The organism is Thalassotalea mangrovi (assembly GCF_005116735.1).
Classification (GTDB): Bacteria; Pseudomonadota; Gammaproteobacteria; order Enterobacterales; family Alteromonadaceae; genus Thalassotalea_A; species Thalassotalea_A mangrovi.
Window position 1 is genome coordinate 1 of the sequence record NZ_SWDB01000014.1, and the last position, 13,385, is coordinate 13,385.

At 44.7% G+C, this 13,385-nt stretch carries 12 protein-coding genes and 3 tRNA genes; 10 read left to right on the forward strand and 5 right to left on the reverse strand.

Going from position 1 to position 13,385, the window contains the following annotated elements; genetic code table 11:
• The first annotated feature begins 50 nt into the window (after positions 1–50).
• From E8M12_RS07025 to E8M12_RS07040, 4 genes are all read left to right on the forward strand, one after another.
• Positions 51–126, forward strand: a tRNA-Lys gene (locus E8M12_RS07025).
• Positions 127–188: 62 nt separating this feature from the next.
• A tRNA-Lys gene (locus tag E8M12_RS07030) sits at positions 189–264 on the forward strand.
• A gap of 317 nt (positions 265–581) precedes the next feature.
• Entirely contained in the window at positions 582–1,640 is a 1,059-nt protein-coding gene (gene nadA, locus E8M12_RS07035; protein ID WP_136735392.1) for a quinolinate synthase NadA, read from the forward strand.
• A 351-nt stretch (positions 1,641–1,991) separates the two neighbouring features.
• Positions 1,992–2,079: transfer RNA gene (locus E8M12_RS07040), tRNA-Ser, on the forward strand.
• A 231-nt stretch (positions 2,080–2,310) separates the two neighbouring features.
• Here E8M12_RS07040 and E8M12_RS07045 read toward each other — a convergent pair.
• From E8M12_RS07045 to E8M12_RS16555, 3 genes are all read right to left on the reverse strand, one after another.
• Positions 2,311–2,808, reverse strand: coding sequence for a hypothetical protein (locus E8M12_RS07045; protein WP_136735393.1), 498 nt, complete (start codon positions 2,806–2,808; stop codon positions 2,311–2,313).
• 192 nt (positions 2,809–3,000) lie between these two features.
• Positions 3,001–3,171 (reverse strand): DUF2164 domain-containing protein, encoded by a 171-nt coding sequence (locus tag E8M12_RS16550; RefSeq protein ID WP_306416214.1) that lies wholly within the window; start codon positions 3,169–3,171, stop codon positions 3,001–3,003.
• Positions 3,146–3,292 carry a DUF2164 family protein gene (locus E8M12_RS16555; RefSeq protein ID WP_306416215.1) on the reverse strand — a complete coding sequence of 49 codons (147 nt, stop codon included), beginning with the start codon at positions 3,290–3,292 and terminating at the stop codon, positions 3,146–3,148. The genes E8M12_RS16550 and E8M12_RS16555 overlap by 26 nt, the downstream gene beginning before the upstream one ends.
• Before the next feature lie 338 nt (positions 3,293–3,630).
• Between E8M12_RS16555 and dbpA the strand changes: the two genes are divergently transcribed.
• Positions 3,631–5,016, forward strand: a complete 1,386-nt coding sequence (gene dbpA / locus E8M12_RS07055) for an ATP-dependent RNA helicase DbpA (protein ID WP_136735394.1) — start codon at positions 3,631–3,633, stop codon at positions 5,014–5,016.
• Between the two features lie 158 nt (positions 5,017–5,174).
• Here dbpA and E8M12_RS07060 read toward each other — a convergent pair whose 3' ends face one another.
• The gene (locus E8M12_RS07060; RefSeq protein ID WP_136735395.1) at positions 5,175–6,053 is read right to left on the reverse strand and encodes a peptidoglycan-binding domain-containing protein; all 879 of its coding nucleotides are present in this window, start codon (positions 6,051–6,053) and stop codon (positions 5,175–5,177) included.
• Positions 6,054–6,238: 185 nt separating this feature from the next.
• Between E8M12_RS07060 and E8M12_RS07065 the strand changes: the two genes are divergently transcribed.
• Both E8M12_RS07065 and E8M12_RS07070 read left to right on the forward strand, forming a co-directional pair.
• Positions 6,239–6,739 (forward strand): DUF1643 domain-containing protein, encoded by a 501-nt coding sequence (locus E8M12_RS07065; RefSeq protein WP_136735396.1) that lies wholly within the window; start codon positions 6,239–6,241, stop codon positions 6,737–6,739.
• Between the two features lie 200 nt (positions 6,740–6,939).
• Positions 6,940–7,560 carry a trimeric intracellular cation channel family protein gene (locus tag E8M12_RS07070; RefSeq protein WP_136735397.1) on the forward strand — a complete coding sequence of 207 codons (621 nt, stop codon included), beginning with the start codon at positions 6,940–6,942 and terminating at the stop codon, positions 7,558–7,560.
• Positions 7,561–7,571: 11 nt separating this feature from the next.
• Here the strand turns inward: E8M12_RS07070 and glpQ are convergent, their stop codons facing one another.
• Positions 7,572–8,582, reverse strand: coding sequence for a glycerophosphodiester phosphodiesterase (gene glpQ, locus E8M12_RS07075; RefSeq protein WP_169303063.1), 1,011 nt, complete (start codon positions 8,580–8,582; stop codon positions 7,572–7,574).
• Between the two features lie 271 nt (positions 8,583–8,853).
• Between glpQ and E8M12_RS07080 the strand changes: the two genes are divergently transcribed.
• The 3 genes from E8M12_RS07080 to E8M12_RS07090 all read left to right on the forward strand — a co-directional run bounded on the left by E8M12_RS07080 (position 8,854) and on the right by E8M12_RS07090 (position 13,340).
• Positions 8,854–9,780 (forward strand): histone deacetylase family protein, encoded by a 927-nt coding sequence (locus E8M12_RS07080; RefSeq protein ID WP_136735399.1) that lies wholly within the window; start codon positions 8,854–8,856, stop codon positions 9,778–9,780.
• A gap of 212 nt (positions 9,781–9,992) precedes the next feature.
• The gene (locus E8M12_RS07085; protein WP_136735400.1) at positions 9,993–10,916 is read left to right on the forward strand and encodes a carboxylesterase family protein; all 924 of its coding nucleotides are present in this window, start codon (positions 9,993–9,995) and stop codon (positions 10,914–10,916) included.
• A 177-nt stretch (positions 10,917–11,093) separates the two neighbouring features.
• Positions 11,094–13,340 carry a mechanosensitive ion channel family protein gene (locus E8M12_RS07090; protein ID WP_136735401.1) on the forward strand — a complete coding sequence of 749 codons (2,247 nt, stop codon included), beginning with the start codon at positions 11,094–11,096 and terminating at the stop codon, positions 13,338–13,340.
• Positions 13,341–13,385 lie beyond the last annotated feature (45 nt).

A 13,385-nucleotide genomic window follows, 5' to 3' on the forward strand; every position in this document is an offset into this window, starting at 1 on the left:
AAGTTTTCAAATTTTTGTTCAGCCACGTTTTCGTGACAGACATATCTCAAGGGTCGTTAGCTCAGTTGGTAGAGCAGTTGGCTTTTAACCAATTTGTCGAAGGTTCAAATCCTTCACGACCCACCACTTTTTTCAGGTTTCCAAAACTTGGTTTTTACACTATTTTTTAATAGTGATGACATATCTTAGGGTCGTTAGCTCAGTTGGTAGAGCAGTTGGCTTTTAACCAATTTGTCGAAGGTTCAAATCCTTCACGACCCACCACTTTCCCAAAACCTAAAAATCTCCTTAACGGTTTAGCACGTGATATAAATATCACTCCTGGCACGTGAATGTCCCATTCACTCCGAGCGCGTCAAAATAAGATTTTGACTCCTGGCACGGGCGGATATCGCCCTCCAAGCAGTTGAGAGCCGTTCTAGGCGCGATGATGTTTATCGCATGCTAGGAACAATCTACGATTGTGTACTAGGAGCTATTTTCGATTGCGTGCTAGAAGCTGCCCTTTAGGGCTATAGGCATTTAAAACCGAATCCATTATAATATCCGGCAGTTTTTTAAGTCCCACGAGTTGTTTAACCATGTTAGAAACCACCTTAGCCGTTGATTTTGATTACACCTTTCCAGCCAAGCCGGCGAAGCTGAGCGATGCTGAAAAAGATCAGTACAAAGCGAAAATCAAGCAGCTGTTAAAGGACAAGAATGCGGTTCTGGTTGCCCACTATTACACCGACCCTGAAATTCAGGCACTGGCGGAAGAAACCGGTGGTTGTGTTGCCGACTCCCTGGAGATGGCTCGTTTTGGTAACCAGCATCCTGCAGATACCCTGATTGTTGCCGGGGTTAAATTCATGGGCGAGACTGCTAAGGTATTAACGCCGGAAAAAACCGTATTAATGCCAACGTTGGAAGCCACCTGCTCACTGGATTTAGGCTGTCCAATCAAAGAATTCAATGAGTTTTGTGACAAGCACCCAGATCGCACCGTTGTGGTTTATGCCAACACCTCTACCGAAGTAAAAGCCCGTGCCGACTGGATTGTAACGTCGTCCTGTGCGCTGGAAATTGTTGAGCACCTGGACGAGCAGGGTGAGAAGATACTGTGGGGCCCGGATAAGCATCTAGGTGCTTACATTGAAAAGCAAACCGGTGCTGACATGCTGATGTGGGATGGCGCCTGTATCGTCCACGATGAGTTTAAAACCAAAGCGCTGGTCGACATGAAAGCCTTGCATCCGGATGCGGCCGTATTAGTGCATCCAGAGTCTCCTGCATCGGTTATTGATTTAGCGGACGCCGTAGGTTCTACCAGCCAATTAATTAAAGCGGCACAAGAGCTGGATAACAACAAGTTCATCGTGGCGACCGATCGTGGCATCTTTTATAAGATGCAGCAGTTGTGCCCGGAAAAAGAGTTTTTCGAAGCGCCAACCGCAGGTGAGGGCGCTACCTGTAAAAGCTGCGCCCATTGCCCGTGGATGGCAATGAACGGCTTAAAAGCCATTCACGATGCGCTAATCGATCCAACCGGTCGAGAAATCTTCGTCGATATGGACTTGCGTGATGGGGCATTAAAGTCACTGAACCGTATGCTCGATTTCTCAGCACAATTAAAGCTGAGCCAGAAAAATAATACCTAAGTCGATTGAACCCTGCTTCAGGCAGGTTTAATCAGGACACAGGTTTCAGGTCTCAGATGGCAGAAAACAAGTTAGTCTACGTCCGTTTATCGCTGTCTGGGATCTATGTTTGTTTTTGTTAGCGTAAAAAATCAGCAATCAGTATACCGTTTACCGATTAACACTTGCGTCCTCGCTAATTTTTCCCTAACATACGCGCACATTCAGGCACATGGTGTTTGAAGCTACAATTCGATTTTAGGTGACGTGTCCGAGTGGCTGCCAAGGGTATTAACACGCCTGGCGTGCTCAGCCATATCACCAAACGTGAAAAGAAACACGGATATTAAATTCTTCTACAATTCGATTTTAGGTGACGTGTCCGAGTGGCTGAAGGAGCACGCCTGGAAAGTGTGTATACGGAAACGTATCGAGAGTTCGAATCTCTCCGTCACCGCCATTACTTCTTTTAATTAAATAACTTACAGAGTTTTTAGGGTTAAAATTCTAATTCGTAAGTATCTGAAATATATCACATTTATATCTGGCGTTTGTCCGCAATTCGTCCGCGGGATTTCTTCGAAACGTCCGGATTTCCCAATTCGCTAATTATAAATCGCTTCCTCTGTGCTTCTCCTGTTGTGGAGAACATCTTTATACGTTAATCAGCATCACGATAAACTAGATGGGTTTATCTAAGGGAATCGAAAAGAAGCGGGTGCACTTTCGACACTTCCTGAGCATGCAGAATATCTTCGCCTTTGAAGGCTAATCCGTTCAATATTAAATCGTACTTTACTCGAACATACCAGCCATCAACGCAGGGTACTGGCTTGAGATTTGCTGAATCATATTCAATCCGACCTTGTTGCCAGAAACCTTCGGAATAGTCCTCAATTAAAACAACAGGGTTCTGGCCGGGAAACTCGTAAGAGAAATTTTTAACGTGAATAGATTCAATATTCGGATTGCTGCCCGCAGTCGTACCAACAGCCCGCACAAAAAATTGGAAATAGACGGATTGGGGAGCCTTTGAATGTTTATACAGGAATGGTATGTGACTTTCGGCTTTCGGAAACCAGGATGGGAACGTAGATATGACAAGTTCGTTTTCATCATCAAGGGGGAAAACGTGTGATTCATACTGATACTTAGTATATTTCGTGCAGCTCGTTAAGGATGCAGTCATTATCCATATGGTTAAAAGCTTAATCAGGAAATTTCGGTTAATTTTTTTAATTTTTAGCTTCCTAGCTAGACAACGCTTTTTGTTACGTTTTTCGCTGATTCAGACACTTTCATCACTTTATTTGCTAATGAGTAGCACTCCAGGAGGACTTTGGTTGGCGCTTTACAGTTAACCAGACCTTTAGCAGGCTTACTATCTTACTTCTTTTTCGATAGCATAAATATCATCATCAATCGTTTGAATTCTCTCTTCAAAAATGGCTCTCGCATCATGCAATCCGCGATTGTAATAATATGCACCTATTTCTTTGGAAAAGAAGTCTAAAAGAAATTCTGCGTCAAATTGACCTAAATCCTGCGTCAAATTGACCTAAATCCTGGTGCAATTCATGTTCAAAATACGATTGCAGTTTTTCAACCATTGACTCTTTCTCTTGATTTGTGAATTCGATTTTAGACATTGCGAATATTTTCCTTAGCCACATTGAATCGTTTAACGAGGCAAATCACCTGTTTTCATGATGATGAGGACGATACGGGAAATCGTAAAAATGAGCAATCCAATAAGTCTAAATGACTTGTGAACACCCATGTTTGAAGGAAAATTGCAGCTTGCTTGAGAATTTAGGGTCTAATCAGCTCTCAATAGTAGCGACAGTTCGAAGGTTGTGTCTGCTAGATTGAGTTTGTCGATACATTATGGTGCCATGATTAAAGTGTCACAGGAATGAGCCGTTAAAAAATACTATATCACTGACAAATATGTCGGTCGCGTATCACTATCAGGTATAATTAGGCATTATCGCCAATATATTAGTCAATTGTGTCTCATTTAACGTTCAGTTCTACCTCATTATCTCCCGAATTAATTGAAAACCTTACCTCTCTTGGTTATCAAACTATGACCGAAATCCAAGCCATGACCATTCCGCTGATGCTTGCGGGTAACGATGTGATAGGTCAGGCGAAAACTGGCTCAGGGAAAACCTGCGCATTTGGTTTAGGTTTGCTTAGTAACCTCGACGTGAAACGCTTTCGTGTGCAAAGCCTGGTGTTGTGTCCAACCCGTGAGCTTGCTGATCAGGTCGCAGTCGAAATTCGTAAATTAGCTCGTAATATTCATAACATAAAAGTGCTTACTTTATGTGGTGGTCAGCCGATGGGGCCACAAATTGGCTCGCTTGAACATGGCGCGCATATTATTGTTGGTACACCCGGACGCGTTGAAGAACACGTAAGAAAAGGGCGTTTATCACTGGAAGACATCAACACCTTAGTACTTGATGAAGCCGATAGAATGCTGGATATGGGGTTTGAAGAGGCCCTTGAAACGATTGTCGGGTTCTGCCCGGCGCAGCGTCAAACACTATTATTTAGCGCCACATACCCTGCCAAAATTGAGCAACTTGCCGCGCATTTAATGCAATCGCCACAACGGGTTACCGTAGAGTCAACCCATGACAGTAGTAGCATAAGCCAATATTTTTACGAGGTCGAAGATGAAGCGCAACGCATTGATGCCGTGAAGCGCTTATTGTTGCAGTTTCAGGGGGAGTCAGCCGTGGTATTCTGTAATACCAAGGCACAGTGCCAACAATTATCCGATATGTTAACGGCCTACGGATTTGATAGTGCGGCTTTGCATGGCGATCTTGAACAGCGAGACCGTGACCGCACGATGATTCGCTTTGCTAATAAAAGTCTAACTGTACTGGTAGCGACAGATGTTGCGGCTCGGGGGCTCGACGTCGACAACCTGGATTTGGTGATTAACTATCATATTGCCCACGATCCGGAAGTGCACGTGCACCGCATCGGCAGAACCGGCAGAGCGGGAAAAAATGGTGTGGCTTGCTCATTGATGAGTCATAAAGAAGCGCATAAAGTCATTAAATTACAGGAATACCTACAACAGGAAATTCTGGCATCAGATCTACCTGATGATAGTGTCTTTAGTAAAAAGGCCGTCAAAGCAAAAATGGTAACCTTGCAAATTGATGGTGGTAAGAAAAGTAAGCTCAGGCCTGGTGATATTCTCGGTGCTCTTACCGCAAATCCAGCCATTAAAGGTGCGCAAATAGGTAAAATCAAAGTGCAGGCAACTGCGTCGTTTGTGGCGGTAGACGCAAATATTGCTAAAGTGGCTTTACGAACCATCGCAGATGGAAAAATGAAAGGGCGTAACTTTAGGGTGCGCCAACTAAACTGATCATGTTCATTTATTGATGTCACCGATGGACCTATAGGTTTGCCCATAATACAGGGTGTTATTTATCCCAATTTAGCGGTTCTGTCGTTGCTGATTCAGATAATGGCTCGGTGTCGAAAGCTTAGCTTTTCTGGGAGATTGGTACTTAACTTTATATTTTAAAACCAATCCACTCCAAACGTTCTGTCTTTAAACTTCCAGGGTGATGTGCCTTCTAATTGCTCTTCGGTATAGACTTTTGCTAATTCATCACCAAAGGTCGTGACGCCTTTTTTCAGGCCTTTCTCATACTGAAAATGCCACCATTCAGCACCTAACCAACTACCTCCCTGAAAAAATGAACCACGAGCCTTGATTCGTTTAAATCCCTGCTGTTCAAACAGGGCTGTTAAATCAATAAACTTACCAGTTATGGCTTTGCCTGACTTTCTTGAGCCATAGGTAACGGCATTTAATTCCATTTGCTCTCCACCATCGGCTCGAGCATAGACTCGCCAGTATCTGTCTTCCTCCGGGACTACAACAAACGGATCTCGGTGGCGGTTTTCCATGCCACTGCCAACGAATAAGTCGATAGCTCTCCCTGTGTAATGAAAGGAGGTGGCGCTGCGCGAAGCACTAACACTTGCTGTTAATGATCGCCTCGCTCCCGAACTAGTGATCTGTCCTCCTGCTTCAACAACGACTTCCCGGACGTTTAAGTACGCTTTTGCTGCGTCTTCTCTTAATAAAAAACGGTTGTAACCGTTTCGGTAAGGATCCGCAGGGACTCTAACCCAATCAATGAGGTCCGGTTTTGTAATACTGAGGTTTTGCTCATCAAGATTGATTTCTAAAGCAACTCGCAAAGCCTCCCAGGTTGTTGGTCCCACAATCCCATCGGCATACAGGTTATTGTCTTCCTGGAACTGGATAATTGCTGACTCAGTTTTGCTGCCAAAAGCGCCATCATCTGGGCCTGGGTTATATCCCAGACGCAATAATATCTCCTGAATGTTTTTTACTTCTTCCCCTTTGCTTCCCATTCTTTTGTACATAGGCTTCTCGTAACTACACCTGATGATGTTGTATTAACGTTAAGAAAAATAGTCAGTTATACCTATACTTAACTCGCTAATTTAAATAATAAAACATTACAGGCGAAGCAAATAAAATTTCTTACAACTTTTAAACGCCAGATCAAATAAAAGGAATGTCTTTTTCCTGGAATACTATGCAATAAATGAATGCTACCGAGAGTATATCAATTAAAGCCGAAGCCAATATTTCAGATTGCGGTAAATATCGATATTGGTTGAGTCGCATTTGGGATGAATCTAAACCAATAGGTTGCTTTATTTGCATTAACCCTTCTAAAGCTACCGCCATATACTCAGATCAAACCATGGGAAACTGCAATAACTTAGCGGCGGCGTGGGGCTGGGGCGGCTTTTACATTGTCAATTTGTTTGCCTTTATGGCAACTGACCAGAGCGACCTGAAAAAACAGCGGGACAAAGTCGGCCCATTAAACAACAAAGCGATTAAATATATTTGTGAAAAGTCAGATGTATTAGTGTTGGCATGGGGAAACGAGTACAAATCAAGAGCTAGGGAAGTCTTATCGCTTTTAGTTGATAAAAATCTATTTTGTATTCAAAGAAATAAAGGCGGTGGTTTTCTTCACCCAAATCGTATCAAATATGAGAACTTCCCGCAGCCAGTGAGTGTTGACATAGGCTAACAGCTTGTATGAAACGTTTCCGTTAGAAAGTTTCGGCAAACTCTCTAGCTTTGAAGCACTGAAGCGGTTAACGATGCATGACGTTCTTGCAGAGATGATCCTGATGAGTTGGAACAGAATCTTTGTGGTTCACATTAATCTGTCAACAATGCTAAGTTTGCATTTGTGGATAATAAATAAAAAACCAAAGCGATATCGTAATGAGTTACATAGCAACGTTTGATTTAATTGGTTGTGGAGTATTTGCCATTTCGGGGGCGATTATTGCGTTTCAGCAACGCGTCGATGGTATCGGTGTGGTGGTGCTGGCGACCGTGACCGCTATTGGCGGCGGAACAGTTAGGGACTTATTACTCGATGTTCCTGTGTTCTGGCTGCATCAGCCTAATTATATCTACACCATCATTTTTGCCAGTATCGTGACCATTTTGTGGATCAACAGCTCTCGTAAAATACCGGGAAAATCCCTGGAAGTAGCGGATGCCCTGGGATTGGCTCTGTTTGTGGTGATGGGCACGGAAAAAGCGTTAAGCGCCGGAGTTCCAGCGGTAACGGCGGTAATCATGGGAACACTAACCGGCTGTTTTGGCGGCTTATTAAGAGATGTGTTCGCGAATCAAATTCCACTGATCTTCAGGAAAGAGCTGTATGCAGTGTGCTGTATTAGTGGTGGCCTGGTCTACGTTACTTTATTGAATTTTTTATCGGTTCACATAAGCGCGATTATTGCGTTTCTCTGTGTCTTACTGCTACGTTTAGCGGCACTCAGATGGGGCTGGTCGATACACGTATTTAAATTTCCAGATCATAGTAGCCATTAGCAAACGTTTTCTTACCGATTGTCCCGGAAGTCAGCACTGATGTCTGGGTAATCGGTAAAAATGCCATCGATATTTAGTTCCGAGAAAAACAACTGGTGTAATTGCCTGAAGCTGGTCGTACAGGCGGGTAATTTGTCTCGGCGAAATGTATAGGCATGGACAATCAGGCCAATGTTTTGTGCCTGCTGAATCCAACGTTTACCACCTTGGTAGCTGCAATCCTCAGCAAATACATGGTCGATACTAATACCAATCCCGTGTGCATAACTGGATATTTCTCTTAATCCATCCTCTTCCAAAAAGCGTTGAAAGTTATAGGGCTGAGACTTACCGTCGATTTGCTGATAGGCCTGCTGCCAGTCGTCGTTGGCTATCAACTGAATTAATGGCAAATACCAGCGAACCCGATCAAGCTTTTCGCGCAGCGTTATTAAACTGTTCGGGTCAAAACTTTGCAAAAACACAGGAGTGTCAGTTAACTCTTCCTTCCGGGTTAATAACAGTGCGAATAATGCTGATGTGATGTCTTTATCCTGCTGGCGGTGAAACCAGGGGGCCTTTATTTCGATATACAGGCCGACCTGGGTGTGACGGGTTAGGTTTAACCCCTGAATAAAGGTGATCTCTTCATCAAGCGTAGGGATTTTCAGCGCCTTGGTTACATAGGGAAAGCGATCCGGAGAGCTTTGCGGTGGGGTTAAATCGAGTTGACGAATTTCAGCCAGAGTAAAGTCAATAACATAGTAGTTGCCGTCAAATCGCTTTCTGCCAGGGTACTTAGCGGCGACGTTCGTCTTGTGTTGTAATACGAGATCGTGGAAAACAATTAGCCGATTGTCCCTGGTCATCACCACATCCTGCTCGAGAAAATCAGCATTCATGGCATGGGCGAGGGCTTTGCTCGCCAGCGTATGTTCAGGCAAATAGCCACTGGCACCACGATGGGCAATAATCAGCGGGCCCTGGCTGACCCTGGCGGCTGATATTTGCCCAGCCCAAAGCAATGCAGTTATCAGGAGCAACAGCCAGCATCTGCGATACAGCGTTGAAGATGTAAAAATCATAACTTCTATAACCACTAATTTTTAACGTTCAACAAAGCGATGAAATCCATTTAAACCTAGGTGAAATTCGCCAATACCGTTAGTTTTTGCAGAAATTAACGCTGTTGGCGTCTGTATGTACATTTGACTAAACCAAGCCTGTCACGATTTTCACTTAAGCCGGGTGAGAATGGATGGGCCCTGATATACAATACGTGCTGGTCAAACTTGCAGGTAACCTTTGCACGCAATGAAGTCGTTTAATATTCCCCTGGTGTTTCATCCGATATACAGTCAGCTCGACCTGCCCGAACGGCACCGGTTTCCCATTGATAAATACCACAGCATATTTAAGCGCCTGTTAAATGAAGGCGTATCTGAAAACGTATTTCATCTGCCAGAAATGCTCGCCTATGACAGGGCTTCGCCATTGATAGATGCCGCTTATATTGATGCATTGGTATCCAATTCACTCGATCACAAGGCGATGCGCCGAATTGGCTTTCCCTGGTCAGAACAATTGATAAAGCGTACTTTTACAGCGGTGGGAGGCACCTTATTAACGGCGGAGCTGGCCTACACACATGGCATCGCCATCAACCTCACCGGTGGTTATCACCATGCCTTTACCGATTTCGGATCGGGCTTTTGCATGATTAACGATCTTTATCTCGCCGCTAATCGATTGCTGGAAAGAGAGGATATTAATCGCGTCCTGATTTTCGATTGTGATGTACATCAGGGAGATGGTACCGCAGCGCTTGCACAGGGCAGGGATGACATCATTACCGTGTCTTTACATTGCGAGAAAAATTTTCCCTATCGTAAGCAGGACTCCGATATGGATTTTCCCCTGGATAAGCACCTGGACGATGCAGAGTATTTACAAACTGTCGAGCAGGCGTTGCTGCTGGCATTAAATTGCTACCATGTAGATGCGGTGATTTATGATGCTGGCGTCGACGTCCACCAGGACGATGATTTAGGCCATTTGAATATCACCACTAAAGGTGTCTACCTGCGAGATAAGCTGGTGTTTGCAGCCTGTAAACAACGAGGTTTGCCGGTTGCCGCCGTGATTGGTGGTGGTTACCAGCGAGATATTGAAGCGCTGACTGATGTGCATTTACAGCTATTTAAAGCCGCATATGATGTGTACACTTCGAACAACGGCTAATTAAGCTCTGAACTGCTGGCTGTATTGAAAGCCGCCAGTCTGATCTAACTCAACTGTTATCTGGCTGAACTGCCTGGCCAGTGGTTTTCACGGCGCATATCGAAAACTTGTTATATCTGTTATTTACATGGTAATTATCGTAATTAAATCAGGCATTTTCATTTATCTCTGACACTGTTACCCTGATCCAAACCGGATTTTGGAAACAACTTATGCGCATACTTTTGATTACTGTTTTTACCTTGATGCTACTGGGATGTGACAAGGCAAATACGACAGCTGGTGAGCCGCAATTATTGCGAGCTTCATATACCAGCGTACTTGATCAGAGCGAACGAGACTATTTCGTCTACCTGCCCCAAGGCTATGACCAGCAAGATAATAAGCAGTGGCCGGTACTGATGTTCCTGCACGGCAATGGCGAGCGAGGCAATGGTAAATCAGAACTTGGATTTGTGATGAGCTATGGGCCACTGTATGAAGCCTGGATTCAAAAGCGTGATCTGCCGTTTATTATCGTGGCGCCACAGTTACCAATGCTGGGGATGGATCAACTGGGCATTGATTATATAGATAATCGACAATTATCAGATATTCCCAAGCGATTAGAGCAAGGTGTTCCCGCAAGGCCAGCAGAATTTCCGACAAAGCGTCAAATCGTCCGGGAGATGTCCGCATCTGATTTGACTCAAACACCAGCTTTGTTACCACGGGGCTGGGAGGTTATCGAAGATGACCTGCTATCTATTATCGACGCGGTTAAACAGCGCTTTAATACCGACACCGGGCGTTTGTACCTGACAGGCCTGAGTTATGGGGGGTTTGGCACCTGGTATCTGGCCAGCAGGCATCCACAGAAATTTGCCGCTATTGTGCCGGTGGTGGGCTGGGGGCACCCGGACCTGATGGCGCCAATCGCTGAACATCAGATACCACTTTGGGTATTTGCCGGCGGTCGAGACAGCGCGGTGAAAATTACTAATTTTTATGCAGGCCTTGCAGAACTTGAGCGACTCGGACATGAAGATGTGCGCTTTACGGTACATGAAGATATGGAGCATGATACCTGGACCCGGGTCTATGGTGGCGAAGATGTTTATCTGTGGTTGCAAAAGCAGCGACAGCAAGCCCGATAACCCTGACCAATCAATAGCACTAATGGCCAATGGCATTGGCATTCGTATGGTTTTTAACGGACAACTATAATTAATGGCATTTCCTTAACCGAAGGGTAGATTGGAAAACCAGACTGCATCGTCGGCGGCAATGCCGACAATGTTCGGATTCGAATCAAACCTCAGGTAACTGGGTGTATGAAGATATTAATTTTGTTGTTGCTAGGCTTGTCCATGTCGACTGTCTGTCTTGCTAAGGGGGACTGGCAGGGTACCTGGCAAACTAACTGGCGTCAGGGTGGTGCCGAACTGGTGCTGACCCAGCAGGGAAATAAAGTAACCGGTTATTATGAGCCGTTTAATGGCACGGTCGAAGGGCAGGTAAGTGAACAAGGCCAGCTTTCTGGCTCCTGGCAGCAACCGGGTTCAAAGGGACACTTTTTCTTTCGACTGTCCCCGGATAAAAAAACCTTTTCAGGGCGGTTTGATAGTGGCGAATGGTGGAATGGCCTGAAACTTTCCGATAAGGCCTCTCAACAATCAAAGCCACAGGTTAATTTACAATCGCCAAGAGCTACGGTAAAAAATTATCTGGTGGCGGGAAACTGGATCGCTTTTGGGGATAATAATTACATTGATGATTTAATCGCTGCCGTAGATATTCCCAACACCGGCAGCAATACCTTGTATCGACAAAAATTTGAAATTGCTTACCTGTATTTCCAATTGCTGAACATGGATACATTCAGGCTGTTTACTTTGCCTGATTTTGTTGAGTCAGACATCTACAGTTTTGAACTTTTTAAGCGCTACAGCGAATTTTCTCATCGAATAGCCTTACACAAGGTAAATGGACAGTGGCGTATTATTTTACCGAACAGAAAGGAAATCAATGCACTGTTACAGCGGGCAGAGGCAGCGGGTATATATCGGCAAAAGGCACCTGAGGGACACTTTAAGTTAGCAACGCCACGGGAAACCATGCGCACCTTTTTGGAACAGTTCAGAAACTGGAATCAAGGATCCGATACGCTGGTTTTGAACACATTGAATATAAGCCGGCTGGATAAAAATGTAAGAAAGTGGGAAGCTCCGGTACTGGCTCAGTATCTGAAAGAGGTGCTGGATCGTGTCAGTTATGTGGTATGGCAGGAAATTCCCAATGATCCTGACAGCGATATTCCCTATCGACATTTCACTCATCCCAAAGGCGTTATTGAGATCGCTCCGGCAATGCGAGGCGACGAAAAAGTCTGGCTGTTTACGCCGAAAACCATCGCAAATATTCGCTCGCTTCATGACGCTTTGGAGTCGCTTCCCATGCCACCAGGTATACCCGAATATGAGAATACGGCATTCTTTTTTAATATCCGCGACCAGGTTCGCAAATTACCCGGACCGTTAACTAATCGCTATTGGCAACTGGAGTTATGGCAATGGATTGGCGCCGTGTTATTGTTGCTATTAAGTTTTACCATTGCCAGTTTGGTGCGTATTAAGCTGAATGCATTGGTAAAACTGTTACCCGGCTTTCGACGTCGAACCCTGTCGAGTATTAACCTTAATATCGGCATTCCGGCAATGCTTATCACCATTGGCCTTATCTGGGTATATACGCTGTTTGTGTTTGGCATACCTGATTACCTGTTTAGCTTTTTGCGCACCATCAGCCAACTGCTAATTATTATTGGCAGCGTATGGCTGGGATATATCGCTATCAACGAAATATCAAAATATCTGCTATCCAAGGCGCTTAAAACCGAGTCGGTGATTGATGAGATTATTGTCACATTAATTGGTAGCCTGATTAAAGGCGGCGTCATCATCTTCGGGGTTATGTTGATTGCGGAAATTCTTGGCATTCCATTTGGCACTGTCATCGCCGGCTTAGGTATCGGCGGTATTGCCCTGGCGATTGCCGCGAAAGATACGGTAGCGAACTTTTTTGGGTCCGCCGTCATTCTTGCAGATAGGCCATTCAAGCCAGGAGATAAAGTCGTGATCGGCGAATTTAAAGGTAATATCGAGTCGGTTGGTTTGCGCTCAACCCGAATACGGGCGGAAAATGATGCTTTGGTATTTATTCCAAACTCGATTGTCTCCAAAGATATTATTGCCAATGAACAGCGTAAACGCCGTACCTTAGTGGATACTTGCATTCCCGTGCATCCTCGCACAACGGCCGATTTGCTGAGATTATGTTCCACCGAAATTATTGCCGCCTATGAGCAGGATGATATGGTGTTTGGCCGTTTCCTGGCGGTCGGTGTTAACGACTTTACCCCCGGAGCGATTAAATTTCGCATTCGGTTTTATATCAACGCGGTTGATAAAAAGGTGTATTTAATGAATCGACACCGCTTGCTGAGCGTGGCTCTGCAAATTTTTGAGCAACATGGTGTGAAGCTTGCCAAAAATATTGTTGATAATGAGACGGGCAATTAGCTAATAAGTAGAGTATGAAGTTTAGGCCTTGCGTACCTGTGTCGT